This window comes from Mesomycoplasma ovipneumoniae ATCC 29419, assembly GCF_028885435.1.
In the GTDB taxonomy this organism is placed as follows: Bacteria; Bacillota_I; Bacilli_A; order Mycoplasmatales; family Metamycoplasmataceae; genus Mesomycoplasma; species Mesomycoplasma ovipneumoniae.
In genome coordinates this window covers 947375-965990 of the sequence record NZ_CP118522.1, presented here as the reverse complement: position 1 = coordinate 965990, position 18616 = coordinate 947375, and the positions used below count along the sequence as shown (strand labels likewise).

General features: G+C 30.0%; 13 protein-coding genes. All 13 read left to right on the top strand.

Going from position 1 to position 18616, the window contains the following annotated elements; translation table 4 throughout:
- Positions 1–6: 6 nt before the first annotated feature.
- The 13 genes from atpD (at position 7) to PWA39_RS03565 (ending at position 18612) form a co-directional block, all read left to right on the top strand.
- Positions 7–1422 (top strand): F0F1 ATP synthase subunit beta, encoded by a 1416-nt coding sequence (gene atpD / locus PWA39_RS03625; protein WP_069099116.1) that lies wholly within the window; start codon positions 7–9, stop codon positions 1420–1422.
- The gene (locus PWA39_RS03620; protein ID WP_044285688.1) at positions 1409–1669 is read left to right on the top strand and encodes an ATP synthase subunit epsilon; all 261 of its coding nucleotides are present in this window, start codon (positions 1409–1411) and stop codon (positions 1667–1669) included. The genes atpD and PWA39_RS03620 overlap by 14 nt, the downstream gene beginning before the upstream one ends.
- Before the next feature lie 105 nt (positions 1670–1774).
- On the top strand, positions 1775–2260 hold the full coding sequence (gene recU, locus PWA39_RS03615) for a Holliday junction resolvase RecU (RefSeq protein ID WP_069099132.1): 486 nt from the start codon (positions 1775–1777) through the stop codon (positions 2258–2260).
- 150 nt (positions 2261–2410) lie between these two features.
- The gene (rpsB, locus tag PWA39_RS03610; RefSeq protein WP_197724067.1) at positions 2411–3388 is read left to right on the top strand and encodes a 30S ribosomal protein S2; all 978 of its coding nucleotides are present in this window, start codon (positions 2411–2413) and stop codon (positions 3386–3388) included.
- Positions 3389–3409: 21 nt separating this feature from the next.
- Positions 3410–4312, top strand: coding sequence for a translation elongation factor Ts (tsf, locus tag PWA39_RS03605; RefSeq protein ID WP_069099115.1), 903 nt, complete (start codon positions 3410–3412; stop codon positions 4310–4312).
- Between the two features lie 80 nt (positions 4313–4392).
- Complete coding sequence (gene ffh, locus PWA39_RS03600) at positions 4393–5715, top strand: signal recognition particle protein (protein WP_069099114.1); 1323 nt, start codon at positions 4393–4395, stop codon at positions 5713–5715.
- A gap of 24 nt (positions 5716–5739) precedes the next feature.
- Positions 5740–7107, top strand: a complete 1368-nt coding sequence (locus tag PWA39_RS03595) for a glycine--tRNA ligase (RefSeq protein ID WP_069099113.1) — start codon at positions 5740–5742, stop codon at positions 7105–7107.
- The gene (dnaG, locus tag PWA39_RS03590; protein ID WP_069099112.1) at positions 7100–8920 is read left to right on the top strand and encodes a DNA primase; all 1821 of its coding nucleotides are present in this window, start codon (positions 7100–7102) and stop codon (positions 8918–8920) included. Before PWA39_RS03595 ends, dnaG begins: the two co-directional genes overlap by 8 nt.
- Positions 8921–9569: 649 nt before the next feature.
- Positions 9570–10937, top strand: coding sequence for an RNA polymerase sigma factor (locus PWA39_RS03585; protein ID WP_069099130.1), 1368 nt, complete (start codon positions 9570–9572; stop codon positions 10935–10937).
- Positions 10938–10943: 6 nt separating this feature from the next.
- Complete coding sequence (locus PWA39_RS03580) at positions 10944–11717, top strand: Nif3-like dinuclear metal center hexameric protein (protein WP_069099111.1); 774 nt, start codon at positions 10944–10946, stop codon at positions 11715–11717.
- Positions 11711–12538, top strand: coding sequence for a deoxyribonuclease IV (locus PWA39_RS03575; protein ID WP_069099110.1), 828 nt, complete (start codon positions 11711–11713; stop codon positions 12536–12538). Before PWA39_RS03580 ends, PWA39_RS03575 begins: the two co-directional genes overlap by 7 nt.
- 23 nt (positions 12539–12561) lie before the next feature.
- A complete protein-coding gene (gene tyrS / locus PWA39_RS03570; RefSeq protein WP_069099109.1) occupies positions 12562–13806 on the top strand; it encodes a tyrosine--tRNA ligase in 1245 nt (414 codons plus the stop codon).
- Between the two features lie 60 nt (positions 13807–13866).
- Entirely contained in the window at positions 13867–18612 is a 4746-nt protein-coding gene (locus tag PWA39_RS03565) for a DUF4011 domain-containing protein (protein ID WP_069099108.1), read from the top strand.
- Positions 18613–18616 lie beyond the last annotated feature (4 nt).

Genomic DNA, 18616 nt, shown 5'->3' with positions numbered 1-18616 from the left:
GAAAAAATGAAAAAACAGATTAATATAGGTCATATAGTTCAAATTTTTGGTCCTGTTATTGATGTTCAATTTCCAAACGAGCATATGCCTGCAATTCTTTCAGCCCTTGAAGTTGAAGTTGACAATCAAAAAATCGTTTTTGAAGTTGCCCAACATTTAGGCGAAGGAATTGTCCGTGCAATTGCAATGTCAATGACTTATAATTTATCAAAAGGTTTAGAAGTAAAAGACACAGGTTCACAAATTTCAGTTCCGGTTGGAAATCAAGTCTTATCACGAATGTTCAATGTTTTAGGAAATCCAATTGATGGCGGTCCGGCTCTTGATTCAGTTGAAAAAAAACCTATCCATTCAGCTGCCCCGACATATTTAGAGCAAAAAGCCGTAAGTGAAATTTTAGTTACCGGAATTAAAGTCATTGACTTATTAATTCCGTTTGTAAAAGGTGGAAAAATCGGTCTTTTTGGAGGAGCAGGAGTTGGAAAAACCGTTTTAGTTCAAGAACTTATTAATAATATAGCAACTAAACACGGTGGACTTTCAGTTTTTGCAGGAGTTGGTGAGCGTTCGCGAGAAGGAAATGACCTTTATTTTGAAATGAAAGCTAGCGGTGTTTTAGACAAAACTGCCTTAGTTTTTGGTCAAATGAATGAACCTCCTGGTGCCCGAATGAGAGTTGCTCTTTCTGCCTTGACAATGGCCGAACATTTTCGTGACCAAGATAATCAGGACGTTCTACTTTTTATTGACAACATTTTTCGATTTACCCAAGCTGGTTCTGAGGTTTCAACACTTTTAGGTAGAATTCCATCAACAGTTGGCTACCAACCGACACTTTCAACTGAAATGGGTCAACTTCAAGAGCGAATTACATCGACAATTAGGGGATCAATAACTTCAGTTCAGGCCGTTTATGTTCCTGCTGATGACATCACAGACCCGGCGCCTGCAACTACATTTTCGCACCTTGATGCCAAAACAGTTTTAGACCGTGGGATAGCTGCTCTTGGAATTTATCCTGCGGTTGATCCTTTGGCGTCATCTTCAAGAGCTTTAGATCCTAGCGTTGTTGGAAAACAGCATTATGAAGTAGCTAAAAAAGTAGTCCAAATTTTGCAAAGATTCAAGGAATTACAGGATATTATCGCAATTTTGGGTGTTGACGAGCTTAGTGAGTCAGATAAACAAGTTGTTGCAAGAGCCCGCCGAATTCGAAACTTTTTATCCCAACCGTTTTTTGTGGCTCAAAAATTTTCAGGAATTGAAGGCCAGTTCATTAAAATTGAAGACACTGTTAATAATTTTAGCGAACTTTTATCTGGCAAATTTGATAATGTCCCTGAAGAAGCATTTTTATACGTTGGGACAATTAATCAAGCATTAGAAAAGGCAAAAAAGATGGGATGAAGTGAAAACAATTAATCTTAAAATCTTTAGTCAAAAAGGAATCATTTTAGAATCCCAACCAGTTTCAGTTACTGCAAAAACACAACTAGGATACCGTGTTGCCCAATACGGAATCACACCTTTTTGCGGAATAATTTCACCATCGGTTTTGTATGTTTTAAACGAAAAAGAAGAACTCAAATTTAGAATTACCGACGGTGTTATATATGCTTCTAAATCTGAGGTTTTAATTTTTACCCAGGGGGAGCTGCATCCCGCTTAATATTAATAAATTTTTAAATTTTATGCTAAAAATGAGAAAAATTGCTTGTTTTTCCCATTTTTTTCCTTTTTTGGTCAAAAAAAGCTTAAAAATTTAATTAAAAATATGAATCATAAAAACCGCGGAATGTTTCTTGAAAAAATTATTAACAACACAATTGAATTTTATTACCAAAACGACATTGCGATTTTTCACAAGAAAAATCTAGATATTGGTTTTAAAGCAGTTCAAAAAGATTTGACTTTAAATGATGCTTTTGTATTAAAAAAGTCAACCGTTGATTATTATGGAATTTACAAAGGAATTTTTGTTGCCTTTGAAGCCAAAAGTACCAATGAAAACGTCTTAAATTTAAAGCAAATTCCAGAACATCAAATCAATTATCTACATAAAATTAGAAAACATTTTGGTTGTGCATTTTTCATCATTTTTTTTAAACAGCTTGAAAAATTTTACATTTTAAGTGTAGACAAAATCGATTTTTCAAAAAAGTCAATTTCTGCTCATTTTTTAGAAAAAGAAGGCATAGAAATCGCACTTACATACCCTGGAATCATTGATTTTATTGCTTATATTGATCAAATGATTTAAATTATTGTTTATTTTTTATTTTATGGTATAATTTAATTTTTAATTTATATTAGCTCAAAATATCATTAAAATGGATTCAGGTAGATGTGCTTTTTTAAGTTCTATCTGTTAGAAATTTTAAGTAGAAACAACAAACAAAAGGAAATATTCATGGATAAGGCAACAACAGCTAAACAAAACCAAAATATCGAACAAAAAGATAGCCAAATGTTGAACATTGGTGAAATTTCTACTGAAAACTCAACGGAAATTCCTATCGTTTCTAAGCAAAAACTATTAGAAGCTGGTGTCTATTTTGGTCATAAATCATCACAGTGACACCCTAAAATGGCACAATTTTTACTAAAAAGAAAGCGTAATGAAACTCACATTATTGACGTTTTAAAAACTCAAAAAATGTTAGAAATTGCTTATAAATTAGTTGAAAAATTTGCCCAAAAAGGTGCTAAATTTATTTTTGTAGGTACAAAAAAACAAGCAAAAAAAGCCATTGAAGAACAAGCAATCCGTACAAATTCAATATACGTTTCTGGTCGTTGATTAGGCGGAACTTTAACAAACAGTCGTACAATTTTGTCACGTCTTAAAGCAATGGAAGAACTTGAGCAACAAACAGCAGAAAATTTTGAAGGTTATACAAAAAAAGAAATACTTTCAAAACAAAAACAATTAGCTAAATTACAAAAAAATCTTAACGGAATTAAAGGGTTAAAAGACGTTCCACTTTTTTCATTAATAATGTTAGTTGCCGATCCTTTAAAAGATATAATTGCAGTTAAGGAAGCCCGTAAAAAAGGAATTAAAATTATCGGGATAACAGATTCAAATGTTGATCCATCTTTGGTTGACTTTGGAATTCCAGCTAATGATGATTCAACTAAATCAATCACATTAATTTTTACTATTTTAGCTGATGCAATTTCATCAGCAAAAGGTGGTAAAAAACTTTTTGCATATCAGCCTGATGAGCAAATTATTTTGCCAGAAGATCCTGAAAAAGAGCAAAAACAACAAAGATTTCGCCGTAATTCATTCGATAAATTTGAAAAATTTGATAAATCAAAAAGCAAACCAGGCGATAAAAAAGTACAAAATCCTAGCCAGTCTAGCGAATCTAAAATTGCATAATTAATAAAAAAGGAGTAAAAAATGTTAAAAATAGATAAATTAGCAAAAATTAAAGAATTAAGAGAAATTACGGATGCTCCTTTTGTTGATTGCAAAACAGCTCTTGAAAACTCTGATTATGAAATAAATGGTGCTATTAAATGACTTCACGAAAATGGAAAGTCAAAAGCACTAAAAAAAGCTGACCGTATTGCCGCTGAAGGTCTAGTTTTAGCAACTAAATGTCAAAAACATGCTTTAATTTTTGAACTTAATTCTGAAACAGACTTTGTTGCTAAAAACCAAAATTTTGTAAAACTTCAAGGTGAAATTGCCCAATTACTTCTAGAAAATGACTTTGATAATTTAGAAACTGCCTTGACTATTAAAAATCAAGATTCCCGTACAATTGCAGAAATGTTAATCGAATCTACAGCAACTATGGGTGAAAAAATAACTTTGCGTCGGGTACTAAAAACCAAAATTTTAGAAGGACAAAAAGTTGGACTCTATACACACTCTAACGGACAAATTGCTTCTGTTGTTGTTTTAGATGGTGGAAATTGCACTGTTGCAAAAGATATTTCTATGCATGTTTCAGCTCTAAATCCAGAATTTAATTTTGAGTCCGATGTTACTCAAGAAAGACTTGCAGAGATCAATCAAAAAGTTGAAGATTCACTTGCCTTAGATAAAAATTTTGAAAAGAAACCTGAAGAAATTAAGCAAAAAATTAAACGTGGTAAGATTGAAAAAGAATTGTCAGAATTCGTTCTTGAATTTCAACCTTTAGCAACTGATAGTGCCATTACTGTTGGTAAATATTTAGAACAAAATTCTGCTAAATTAGTCCAAGCTGTTCGCTTTGAAGTTGGTGAAGGCATCGAAAAACAAGCTGTCGATTTTTATACAGAAGTTAATTCACAAATAAAAGAAGCTAAATAATTATTAAACTTAAATCAAAAAATATAAAGAAAGGTATAAAATTTTTCCTGTTTTTTTAGGAAAAATTTTCTATTTTTAAAATGTTAGATTTTTTGACCAATAGAATCCAGTCATCTTTAAAAAAAATTCAGAAATCTGTAACCATTAATGAGCAAGATTTAGCAGAAATTATTCGTGAAATTCGTCTTGCTTTACTTGAGGCTGACGTTAATTTATTAGTTGTCAAAAACTTTATTGCTCAGGTTAAAAATCAGGTTTTAACAAACGGGCTGACTTCCAAACTTAATCCCCAACAGGAATTTTTGAAAATTTTACACCAAAATTTAGTTTCAGTTCTTGGAGTTAGTGCAAAACCGATTAATTTTTCCAAAAATCCAACAACAATAATGCTAGTTGGTCTTCAAGGTTCAGGAAAAACTACAACTACAGCAAAACTCGCAGTTTATGCTCGGCAAAAAAATTTTTCAAAAAAAATTTTACTAGTAGCATGTGATACTTACCGTCCTGCGGCGATTGATCAATTGAAACAATTAGGAAAACAAGTTTCAATTGATGTTTTTTATATCGAAAAAACTCCTGTTGAAATTGCAAAAGATGCCCTAATTTATAGCAAAAATAACAATTATGACCTTGTTATTTTTGACACCGCCGGTCGTCTTTCAATTAATTCTGAATTGATGACTGAGTTAGTTGAAATTAAAAAAGCTGTAAAACCTGATCAAATTCTTTTTGTTCTTGATGCCCTTTCTGGTCAAGATATAATAAATGTTGCCGAAACTTTTCATAAAGAAATTAATTTAACTGGCTCAATTATTACAAAATTAGACTCAAATGCTCGTGCAGGTGCGGCCCTTTCAATTACACATTTGCTTAAAATTCCAATTTTATTTATTGGTTCAGGTGAAAAAATTTCTGCCTTAGAACTATTCCATCCTAACAGAATCGCCGATCGAATTTTAGGTATGGGCGATGTAATGTCGCTTTTAGAACAAGCCGAAGAAAATATTGACAAACAAACCGTTAAAAAACTGTCTCATCGTATGTTTTCTGGTCAATTTAATTTAGATGACCTTCTAAATAGTCTTGCTCAAATTCAAAAAATTGGAAAATTTTCGAAAATAATAAAAATGATTCCTGGATTATCGGGCAAAATTAATTCAAGTCAGATTGATGAAGTTGAGGAAAAAATGAAACTTTATAAAATTTTAATCTCATCAATGACTCTTGAAGAACGAAAAAAACCAAAACTTTTAAAAAATCCATCTCGCAGGAATCGAATAATTCGCGGTTCAGGTCGAACAGGTGCTGAATTTAACCGTTTAATTAGTGAGTTTGAATCAATGTCCAAAAGAATGTCTGAATTTTCATCAAAAAATATTAATTTTGATTCATTTTTTAAATAAAAAAGAAAATTAAAAGGATAAATTATGGCCAAATTTGAAAACTACCAATTTTTTATTAATTATCTAAAGAATTTAGGATTTATTTTTCCTAGTTCACAAATTTATGGAGGTTTAGCAAATTCTTATGATTATGGCCACCTTGGTGTTCTTTTAGCTAAAAATATTGAAAATTTTTGGGCTGATTTTTTCATAAACAAAGATCTTAATGCCTTTTTTATTGACACAAAAATTTTGCTAAACCCAAAAGTTTGGCAAGCCTCAGGTCATCTTGAAAACTTTAGCGACTTGCTAGTTGAAAATAAAATTAATAAAAAACGTTATCGTGTTGACCATTTGTTTGAAAATAATTTTCCAAATTTAATTTTTGAAAAATTAAATCAACAAGAAATTCAGCAATATTTGGCTAAAATTGAAAATTACGATGGATCAAAAACTGACTGATCTATTCCTAAAAATTTCAATCTTTTATTCCAAACCGAACAAGGTGTTGTTGAAAATGAAAAAACAACATTATATTTGCGACCTGAAACAGCACAGGGAATCTTTATAAATTTTAAATCACTTTTAAGATTTACTAAAAACACTTTGCCTCTTCGAATTGCCCAAGTCGGAAAATCGTTTCGAAATGAAATTTCACCTGGAAATTTCATTTTTAGGACCCGTGAATTTACTCAACTAGAACAGGAAATTTTTGTCAGACCTGAACAAGCAGATGAAATTTTTCACTCTGAAATTGAAAAAGTTCAACTTTTTTTATCCAAATTAGGTTTTTCGGCAGATTCAATCCGAATTAGCAATCATCAACCCGAAAAATTAGCTCATTATGCAAAAGCAACCACTGATTTTGAATATTTTTTCAATTTTGGCTGAGGTGAACTAATCGGAATTTCCAACCGTGGAAATTTTGATCTTAAAAACCATATGGCTAAAAGCGGTGAAAATCTTGAATTTGTCGATTCTGCAACCGGTCAAAAAATTTTGCCTTACATAATCGAACCATCAATCGGCCTAGACAGACTTATGTTAGCGATTTTAGAGCAAAATTTTGTTCATGACATCGAAAAAGACCGTTATTTTCTTAAATTTCCTTTTATTTTAAGCCCATATAAAGTTGCGGTTTTACCGCTTTTGAAAAAATTTTCACCTCAAGCAGAAGAAATATGAAAAATGCTTGTTAGCCACGGAATTGCCGCAACTTTTTCAAACACAGGAACTATTGGAAAAAGATATTATTATCAAGATTCAATTGGAACTTTTTTTTGCATTACAGTCGATGAAGAAGGAATTCAAAACCAAAGTGTAACAATCAGATTTCGCGATACTTGTGAACAAAAAAGAATAAAAATCACCGAAATTATCCAATTTATAGAGGAAAATTCTTCAAATGAATAAGCAGCAAATTTTAGCTCATATTTTAAAAAACACCGATATTTACGGGTTAATTTCACAAGCAATCCAACTTTCGCCCAATGGAAGAAACACATTTGTTGGACTTTGTCCATTTCACGAGGACACAAATCCGTCACTGTCAGTTTCAATTTCTAAGCAAATTTTTAAGTGTTTTTCTTGTCAAAAAGGTGGAAATATTGTTAGCTTTGTAATGCTTTGAAAAAATTTAAACTTTTTTCAAGCTGTTGAATATCTCAACAAAGAATACAATTTAAACCTTGAATTAGCAAATAATTTGGCACCTGTAAAAGTTTATTCTGAAATTGAACTTCAAGCACTGCGCGCTTTTGAAAATTCAGTTTCGCTTTATCTTTTAGAGCTACTTACAATTACATCAAGAGCCAAAAAAAGCCCTAAAAACCGACAAGAATTGGAAATTTACAACTTTATAAATTCGCGAGGACTTAGTCGCGAAATCATTCAAAAATTCAAAATCGGATTTGCACCAAGTTCATTTTTAAAGCCGCGACTTGTTGATTCAAAATTATTTGATGAGGAAACTTTGAAGGATTATTCACTTTTAAATCAACAAGGTTTTGATTTTTTTCAAAATCGAATTGTCTTCCCTATTGAAAATTTAGAAGGAAAAGTTGTTGGATTTTCGGGCCGTTGCTTGCCTAATACTAAATGTGAACCAAAATATTTAAATTCACCATCAAGTAAGCTGTTTTCTAAATCTGAAATTTTCTACAATTATAAAAACGCAATCGCTGATAATCCCAAAGAAATTTTTATTACTGAAGGTTTTTTTGATGTTATTGCATTTTACAAGGTCAATATTAAAAATGTAATTGCGCTTATGGGTACTTCTTTGACTAAAAAACACTGTGAATTATTGAATAATTTTACAGTTGTCATTGCCCTTGATGGTGATCGGGCTGGTCTTGAGGCTACCTTAAAATCGGCACTCATACTTTCGCAAAACCGAATTAAAACTTACATTATATCAGGTTTTGACGGAAAAGATCCTGATGAGTATTTAAATAATTTTGGTGCCGAGAGTTTTTTAGAAAAACTTTCAGACCGCAAAAATTGCTTTGATTTTGCCTATAATTTTTACAAAAATCAAATCAAAGAAAATTCTAGTGATGAAATTACCGAATTTGTCAACAAATTTACACCGTTTTTACAAAGTTTAAATGCTCAAAATAACCCATTACTAGGCGTTTTTTTGAAAAAAATTTATGAGGACTTAGGTATTGAAAAAAGCGCTTTTCGCTGAAAAAAACAAATTCAGTACCCATCTAAACCTGGTCGGGAACTTGAAAAAGAGTGAGATATTTATGAAAATAAACAACTAAATAAAAGGAATAGATATGAAAACCAGGCGTATCAACTCGAATATGGTGAGTTAAGATTATTTTTAATTGTTTTGAAGGATTTTCTCGAAGGTGATCAGGAAAAATTTAAACAGTTTAAAAGGTTAAATTTTAAATTTTCAGATGCACTTAATAATAGATTTGTTGAAAAATTATACCCTAGTGATAGCAAAAATCCCGAAATTCGCAGGCAAACTATACAAGAAATTGATAAAGCAGGCGATTCATTAAAAGAATATTTATTAAAAGAATATTCACGAATATCAGATCATGACTTTAAAAATTTTAATATACACGAAAAAACAATAGATGACGTTGAATACCTTGTTGAAAGTATTAATGAAAGAAGAAAAAGAGAAAACAACAATAATTTATATCAAAGTTCAAAATATAATGAAAATGATTTTGTAATTGATATGTATAACGATGAAATTTAAGGGGGCGGCGATAATGAAAATTGGTAATAAATTAGCAATAAAAGAACCTAAAAATTCCCAAAAAGCTTATAGTTTTTCTGAAAAAACTACAAATTCAGCAACTAAAACTGCTGAAAAAAAGGTAAAAACTTCACGTAAAAAAACAAAGGAGCCAATCCAAGTAGATTCTAATTTAAATTTGAATGTCGATTCTGACAGTTTGAACACTAAAAATTCAAAAAAAACTATTGCTAATGAAAAAAGAAAAAACTCATATGAACAAATTGAGACTTTTTTTAATGTTATTAAAACAACTAAGCATCAATCTGATTTTCTAAAAAGTATCGAGGCATTCCGAACTAAAACTTTAAATCAATTATCAAAAAATATTAACTCAACCAATAAAACTTTAAAAGCAAAAGTTAAAGTTTCTTCAACCACAAAATCTAAAACCATAAATAATGAGGTTTTAGAATTAGAACAAGAAAAATTAGAAAAATCCAAAAAAAAGACAAAACAAACAAAAACAACAGCAAAAGACCAAAAAACCTCCAAAAATAAGGAACTTTTTGAAGATAACCAAAAACTGGAAAACTCTGATAATCTTTCTGAATCAGCTAATAGTCCCGAGTCACGTTATCAATTTGTTATTGAAAAGTTACAAGAACAATTAGAAAAAAAACAAAAAGAAAAGCAAGCAACGAAAAAAAGTTCGAAAAAAACTGCTGAAAATGTCTTTTTAAGTCACGAAGATGTTTATAAATATATCGAAAATTTAAGCCTTTCAGTTTCAGAGGACGAATTAGACGAGTTTTTTCAAATTTTAATTCAGAAAAAAATAATTAGAGATGAATTGGACAAAGAAGATCTTGAAGACGTTTCAAGTTCAGATTTTGCTGATCAAATCAGTCAAAAAAATTCTAAAAATAAATCAAAGAAAAATCTTGATAATTTAGATGATGACAAAGATTTGAGTCTAGACAGACTTGATGATCAAGAAGATTTTGACGATTTGTCTCAAGATGACAGTGGCGAAATGGAATTTGGCCACTCGGTTGATGAATCGCTAAGAATTCAAGATATTGACGATCTTGATTATATCAATGATGAAACCTCAAGTCAATTTCGCAAACCTAAAGTTTACAGCGATGATGTTTACCGAAATAAACTCACCGACACAAATGACATGATCAAATGATACATGCGTTGAATCGGAAAATACGGAAAATTATTAAGTCAAGAAGAAGAACAAGAACTGGCCCGTAAAATGCAAATTAAAGGGCGAATCGGCAAAAAAGCTCGTGATACCTTAATAAAACGTAATTTAAGACTGGTTGTAAACAGTGCAAAACGCTATAAAAATCGTGGTTTAAATTTTATTGACCTAATTTCTGAAGGTAATTTAGGAATTATTAAGGCCGTTTCAAAATATGACCACACTAAAGGATTTAAATTTTCAACTTATGCAACTTGATGAATTCGTCAGGCAATCACAAGAGCTGTGGCTGATCAGGCAAGACTAATTAGAATTCCGGTTCATATGGTCGAAACTATTAATAAAATTAACAAAGCTGAACGAGAATTACAGCAAGAAAAAGGACTAAATCCAACAGCCGAAGAAATTGCTCAGCGTCTTGGACCTGAATTTACAGCTGAAAAAGTCCGTTATATTAAAAAAATAAATGTTGACCCGATTTCGCTAGATAAAGCAATTTGGAAAGAAGAAGATAGCTCATTTTCTGATTTTATTAAGGATGAAAATTTAATTTCACCAGCCGAATATGCCGAGCGCGAAGAAAAAGCTAAAGTTTTACTTGAAATAATCGAGTCAACGCTTGACTATGACGAAAAAGATTTTATCAAACGCCGTTATGGAGTTGGAGTTGATGAAAATGGTGTCCCATATCAAGCTCATAGTTTTGAAGAATTAGCTGCCATGCGTCGCGTTACAAAGGAGCGAGTACGTCAAATAGAGGGTAAAATTCTTAAAAAATTAAGAACCCCTCAAAAAAGATGGTCACTACGTGATTTTAACTAAAAAAGTATGAAAACAAAACTAATTGGCGATTTTTTGCTTGAAAAATTTCCCTTAGAAAACTGTCAAGACTGAGATAATTGTGGTTGAAATCTCTTTTTTGATACTGAAATTTCTAAGGTTCTTATTTGCATTGATCTTACAAAAAGTGTTTTAGATTTTGCTATTAAAAATAATTATAATTTAATAATTTCCCATCATCCTTTCTTTTTTTATCCCACAAAAAAGGAAGAATTTCAAAATTCGCCATACAAGAGAAAAATTTCCAGCCTTTTAAAAAAACACTCAATTAGCGCGCTCGGTCTCCACACGAATTTTGACTCAAGAGACAACCAAACCGCATTTTCAATCGCAAACCAGTGAGATCTAGATGCAAGCAGCGCTATAAAAATCGATGATTTTAACATTTTAATTGAAAATAATTTAAAGGTCTCAGAAATTTTAAAAAGAATTTCACTAAATAGCAATTTAGCGACTTTTCGAGCTAATTTTTCACAAGATTTTTTGCCAAAAAAAGTGGCAATTCTTCCAGGTTCAGGCGGAATTTTAGCATGTCTTTTAGCAAAAAAACAAAAAGCCAATCTTGTTATAACTTCTGATCTGAAATGATCAGATCAGCTCACGATCAAGCATCATAAAATCAAAGTTTTAGAAATTCCCCACCTTATTGAGCAAGTTTTTACTGATAAAATTGCCGAAATATTACAAGAAAAATTTAAAAACATCGAAATTTACAGTTTTAAATTACCTGAAATTTTAAGCGAGGTTAAAATCAAATGATAAAAATTGGATCACATGTACCTTTTAAAAAACCAGATTACCTTTTTGGTGCAATCGATATTTCTCTAAAAAATAAAGCAAATACAGCAATGATTTTTTTAGGCCCACCTCAGTCAACAATGAGAACTCAACCTGAAAATTATAAATTTGAACAGTATGTCGCTGAATTTTCTAAGCAAATTCCGCCCGCTGATATAGTCGTTCATGCTCCTTATATTTTAAATTTGGCTAATCCATTAAAAGCTAATTTTTCTATTGATTTTTTGGTCAAAGAGATTGAAAAAATGAACTTTATAGGGGCAAAATTCTTGGTTTTGCACCCAGGTTTTTTCACAACCTATACAAGATTAGAAGCAAAAAATCAGCTTGTAAAGTCACTTAAAGTTATACTTGAAAAAACAAAAAATGTTGAAATTTTACTTGAGACTATGGCCGGAAAAGGGACTGAAATGTGCTCAAGTTTTGAGGAAATAGTCGAGATAATTCAAGACCTAAATTCAGAAAGAATTGGGGTTTGCCTTGATACTTGTCATGTCTGAGATGCTGGTTATGATCTTAAAAATTATACTGAATTTCAACAAGAATTAATAAAAACTAAAATAATAAATCATATAAAAGTTATTCACCTAAATGATTCAGCAAATCCGCTTGGTTCAAAAAAAGACCGTCACGCTAATATTGACAAAGGTTTTATTGGTCTTGAAACTCTTCAAAAAATTGTTCATGACCCACTTTTTGATAATATTCCAATCATTTTAGAAACACCTTATGTTGATAATAAGCCAATTTATGATCAAGAAATCGCCCTTTTATTGAAAAAATAGCACTAATTTTGGAGAGTTTTTCTATGACTGATAAAAATAAAATTGATTTTTTTGATGAACTAAAACAAAGAGGAATTTTAAAAGATATCACTAATCCCGATAGATTTTTGAATCTTTCTTCTGAAAACGGAATTTATATCGGCTTTGATCCAACGGCGCCTTCACTTCATTTGGGTAATTACATTTCAATAAATCTTTTACAGCGTCTTCAAAATTTTGGGATTAAAGTTCTTGCCGTTGTCGGTGGAGCCACTGGAATGATTGGCGATCCGTCATTTAAACCTAATGAGCGAAAATTACTTGATTTTGAAAGTGTCAAAAATAACACTGAAAAAATAAAAAACCAGTTAAAATCGTTTAATTTGCCTGTTTTTGATAATTTTGAAATTTACAAAGATATGAATATTTTAACCTTTTTGCGCGATATTGGGAAAAATATTAATATTGCTTATTTGTTGGCTAAAGATTCTGTTTCTTCGCGGATCGAATCTGGACTTTCATTTACAGAATTTTCTTATCAATTAATTCAAGGTTGAGATTTTAAATTTTTAGCCCAAAATCACGACATAATTGCCCAATCAGGGGGGTCTGATCAATGAGGCAACATGGTGACTGGTCTTGATTTTATTAAAAAATCAAACTTAAAAAATAAGGACAAGACCTTTGTTTTTACAACAAATTTACTTACTGATGAAAATAACGAAAAATTTGGAAAAAGTCTTGGAAAACCGATTTGGCTTGATAAAAATATGTATTCACCTTTTAATTTATATCAATTTTTATTGAATCAAAGTGATTCACAGGCCGAAAAAATTATGCTCTGGCTGTCATTTTTAGATCTAGATTCAATCAGGCAATTAATTTCTTTGCACAATCAAAATAAAAAAGACCGAATTTTACAAAAAGAACTAGCAAAAGAGGTTGTTTTTAACATTCACGGGAAAAAAGGGCTTGAAATTGCAGAAAAAATAACCCAAATTTTATTTAATAAAATAAATTATTTTGAAATAACTTTTAATGATAAGTTGGAACTAAAAAAAATTTTGCCTTATTTTAGTGCAAAATTTTTTGACCAAAACAGCCTAATTGAATTTGGTATTTTTAGCTCAAAACGTGAATTAAATGAATTTATTTCACATAAAGCTCTGGAAATTAACGGCATAAAAATTGAATCTTCTTCTGAAATTAATACTAGTTTAGCTGATCAAAATAACCTCTTTTTAATTAAAAAAGGCAAGAAACAATTCTTTATTTTCGAGCTAATTTAAATAAAACTACAAAAAATATTTTATAATATTATAATAAAACTTGATTTACATAAGGGAAATATGGAAGTTGACAGTGTTCGTGAAGATCTAAAAAAATGACAAAATAAATTGCTTGATGTTTCCAAAAGAAATCGATTAATCAATTTTAATTTAAACATCCCAACAAAAACAAGGCCAATAAAACTTGGAATTTTACTGCCTAATTTTAATGATTTTCTTGATAATGTTGTCGAGGCTAAGGCAAAAATATTTTTTCGTTACCCTGAAAAAAAAGCTAAAAAGCAGTCAACTTCAAAATCTAAAAATTTTACACCTCTAACACTAGAAGAACTTCAAGACCAATTAATAAACACTAAAAACATCTCAAATTTGATAATATCAGACTTTCCCGTTGAGCAAGAGAATTTAATTATTAAAAATTTGTACTCAAAATTCAAAAACTTCAAAGAAGAAAAAGCGATAAATATTCTTTATCTTGGTATTGGATTTTTGAAATGATTTGAAAAGGATGATGAAAAAACCCCTTATTATAGTCCTATTTTTTTATTTCCTGCGCAACTTAGCCGAATGTTAGAACAAGGAAAAGAGAAATATTGACTTGAATTTCTTGATAATTCATCATTAAGTATAAATTTAACTCTTCTTAAAAAATTGCAAATTTTAAACTTAGATAGCCAGTTATCTAAATTTAAAATCGATACATCAATCTCAATTAGGGAAAATTTTCTAAATTTTGAAAAATTATTTCACAAAAATAACACTAATTCAAACTGAGAAATAATTCGCTCAATTCAATTAAGCCTTTTTGATTATAGTAAAATTGAAATTTACACTGACTTAGTTGAAAATGAAGAAAAAATAATTAACAATCCTTTTTATAATGAAATAATTGGAAATTCTACCCCAAAACCAAATAATTCTGTTGCCCTTATCGGTGAAAATAATCAAGATACTGTCGTCGGTTCTAGCTCTAATAATGATCTTGCCCCGTCAGATTATTTTCATATTTTGCCGGCCGATTCATCTCAGGAAAAAGCAATTCAGGCAGCAATTCGTGGTGAAAATTTCATTCTTGATGGTCCTCCTGGAACTGGAAAGTCCCAAACAATTACTAATATAATTAATGAATTTTTAGCTAGAAATAAGACAGTTTTATTTGTTTCAGAAAAGTTAGCCGCACTTAATGTTGTTTATTCAAACCTAAAAAAAATTGGACTTTCTGATTCAGTTATAGCAATTCACAACGAAAATATCAACAAAAAAGATGTAGTTGACAATCTTTTAAGCACGCTCGAAAAAGGGGTTAATTCAATATTATTGAATGCTTCAGAGTCTGCTTTAATTGAAAATAATTATATTGAATTACGTCAAAAACTGAATAATTACGGCGAAAAACTTACTCAAATTCGTCCTCCGTTACAAAAAAGTGTTTATGATTTAATTGCTGAATATCAAAATTTGATTGATATTCCAAATTTTGAATTTTCAATTTCAGAAGAAAAGCTAAAAAAAATTGACTATTTTGCCCTTCAAAAAATTGAATGAGGGCTTGGTGATTTATTTCAGAAAATAAAAACTATCAACTTTAATTTAAAAAAACACCCTTGATATGGTTTTAGTCAAAAAACTATTGACGAATTCAAAAAAGACAAATTTAAAACATGAATTTTAAGCTTGACAAATTTAAGTCATACTATTTTCAATAACATCAAAGAGTTTAATTTTTTCTTGATGCATCCAGATCAACATTTAAATAACATTCTTTACTTGTTTGATTTTTTAAAAATTTTAAATAACTTAGAAAAAATTGATTTAGCTGAGCTCGAAAAGTTGCAAAATTTGTCCCAAGAAATTCAAAAATATTCACAAATTTTGCAAATCCAGTCAGAAATTTCAGACTTAGAAAAAAAACTTTACGTTCATTTTAAGCAAATTCCTTTAGACGTTCCTATCAAAGAGTGTTGTCAAATTATTGAAGATCATCTCAATAAAAAACTTAAATTTTTAGACTTTAGATACAAAAAAATTAAACAAAAATTAACTCCGTATTTTAAGAAAGATTTTTCTGACACAACTTTTCTTGAAAACTCATCAGAAATTATTACCTTAAAAAACAAAAAAATCTCGCTTGAAAAATGGCTTTCAACCCTTTTGTTCAAACCTGGTGAAACAAATCCTAGCCAAATCCAGTCAAATTTTTATCAATTAAAGTTTTATAAAAAGTTAAAAATCTTGAATGATACAACAAAAATAAAAGTTCAAGACAAGCAATTTGTTGATTTTTTCCTTGATTCAAAATATACAAGAGAGCTTTTGAATAAAAAATTATTTGAACCTGTCAGTCAATTTGTTGATATTTGGCGAAAATTTTCGCTTGAATTTGATTCAAAAGAGGTTAATTTTAACTTTTTAGAAAAGAAAAAATTTGAAAACAATCTTCAGACAAAACTATATAAAATCGACAAAATTCATGAAATTGCCCAAATTAACGCCAATATTTCCCTTTTATCTGATTTTGGAATTGACGATTTTATAAATAAAGCAATTGAGGCAAACTTAGACATTGATTTTTATAAAACTTTTGCAAAAAAATTTTACAAAATTTTAATAGATCAAATAATTAGCACTGAATTTCATAATTATGACTGACAAACACTAAGTTCAAATCAAAATAAATTCGAGCTTGCCCAAGAAAAATTAGATTTGCTGTCGGCAAAAAGAGTTGATGCCATTCTTCTTGAAAAAATTCCCCAAATTGACTCAGTTTCTGAATATACTCCAGAAATTAGGATTTTAAGACAAGAAGCTAATAAATCTCGACGTTTAATGCCATTTCACGAACTTTTTGTCAGAATTCCGAATTTATTAAGAAAATTAAAGCCCTGTTTGATGATGTCGCCGCTCTCAGTAAGTTCCTACATTAAAAATAGTGATATGGAATTTGATCTTGTTATTTTTGATGAGGCTTCACAAGTAAAACCCGAAAGCGCAATTGGAGCAATTGTCCGCGCAAAACAATATATAATTGCTGGTGACAAAGAGCAAATGCCCCCAACAAATTTTTTTGACACAATTCCTGAAACCGAGGATGAAGAATCTGATTTTACCGACTTCAATGTTTCAGATTATCTCTCAATTCTTGATGTCAGTCAAACATTTCTAAAATCTTACAGACTAACATGACATTATCGCTCAAAGTTTGAAGAATTGATTCAACCTTCTAACATTGAAATTTATAATAATGATTTAGTCACTTTTCCAACAAGTCAAAAACCTCATGATTTACAAGGTATTAAGCTTGTAAAAGTTGAAAATGCGCTTTATAAAGAGCGAAGAAATGAAAAAGAAGCAGATACTGTTATTGAAATATTAGACCAAATTCTTACAAAATATCAAAACAAATTTTCGATAGGAATTGTTACAACTAATTCAGTACAGCGAAACCTCATTTCATCAAAATTAGAAAAATTTAAAGCAAATAAGCCTTATTTTTCCCAGTTTTTTAGCGATGAATCATCTACCGAAATTTTTGTCAAAAATATTGAATCAGTTCAAGGTGACGAGCGCGATATAATCATTTTTTCATTAAATTTTGGTCCTAATGAGCAAAACAAAGTTTCACTTCATTTTGGAGCCATTAACCAAAAAAATGGTTACAGACGTCTAAATGTTGCCTTTACTCGGGCAAAATATTCAACAATAATGGTTACATCACTTGATCCTGAGCAAATTGATTTAGAAAAAGTCCGCACACGTGGTGCAAGTTTTCTTAAAAAATATCTAGAAATTGCTAAACATAATTTGTTTGTAGAAAACAAACCGGATAATACTTCAGAATCACAAGTAAGTTTTGAAGATTCTGTCTACAAAGAATTAACCAATATGGGCCTAAAAGTTGTAAAAAACGTCGGATATTCAGATTACAAAATCGATTTAGCAGTCTTAAATCCGCAAAATGAAAATAGTTATTTACTAGGAATTCAATGCGATGGGTCTGGTTATTTAAAGCATAAAAACGCCCGTGATCGTGAAATTTTGTGAAAAAATGTCCTTATGTCTCGCGGTTGAAATATCCTTAGAATTTGATCACTAGATTGATTCCAAAATAGAGGCAGTCAACTTAAAAAAATAAAAAAAATAATAAAAAAACTTAAATCTCAAGAAGAAAAACCGCTGGGTGTTGAAGAAAATCCTTCTGATTTATTGCCAAAAACAGCTGAACAACTTAGCGCCCCATTAGCTATTGTTAAAAAAAGGCAACCAATTGATTTTAGGTCCTTTTTTGAAAAAAGATTTTTATTTACGGATGAAAATTTGACTGACTTATGAAATCAAACTAAAACCGAATATTCTTTTTTTGAGGAAATTTTTAAAAGAGTTAAAATTCTCAGTAAGCTAGAACACCAAAAAATTGTCCTTTGATTAAACGGAAATTCAAAAATTACCAACTCTATAAAAGCAAAAAGCGTGAAAATTGCACATAATTTTATAGAAAACAACGTTATTTTTGAAAGTCCATCGCATTATTTTTTAAAAAATGTAACAAAATATAATTTTTTCCTTGAACCAAAAAGACCAATAAGAGAAATACATTATTTTGAAATTAAGGATTTGATTATAACAATAATTCAAAAAACTAAATCAATTTCAAAAGAGGATATATATTCATTAATTCTCGAAGTAACCGATTTTTCTTTCCTAAAGAAAAAGACTCGCGACTATTTAGATCAATGTTTTCAAAAATTACTTGATGATAAAATAATTTTTGAAAACAAAGGAGAAACTTTTTCCTTAGTAAATCCTTAATTTT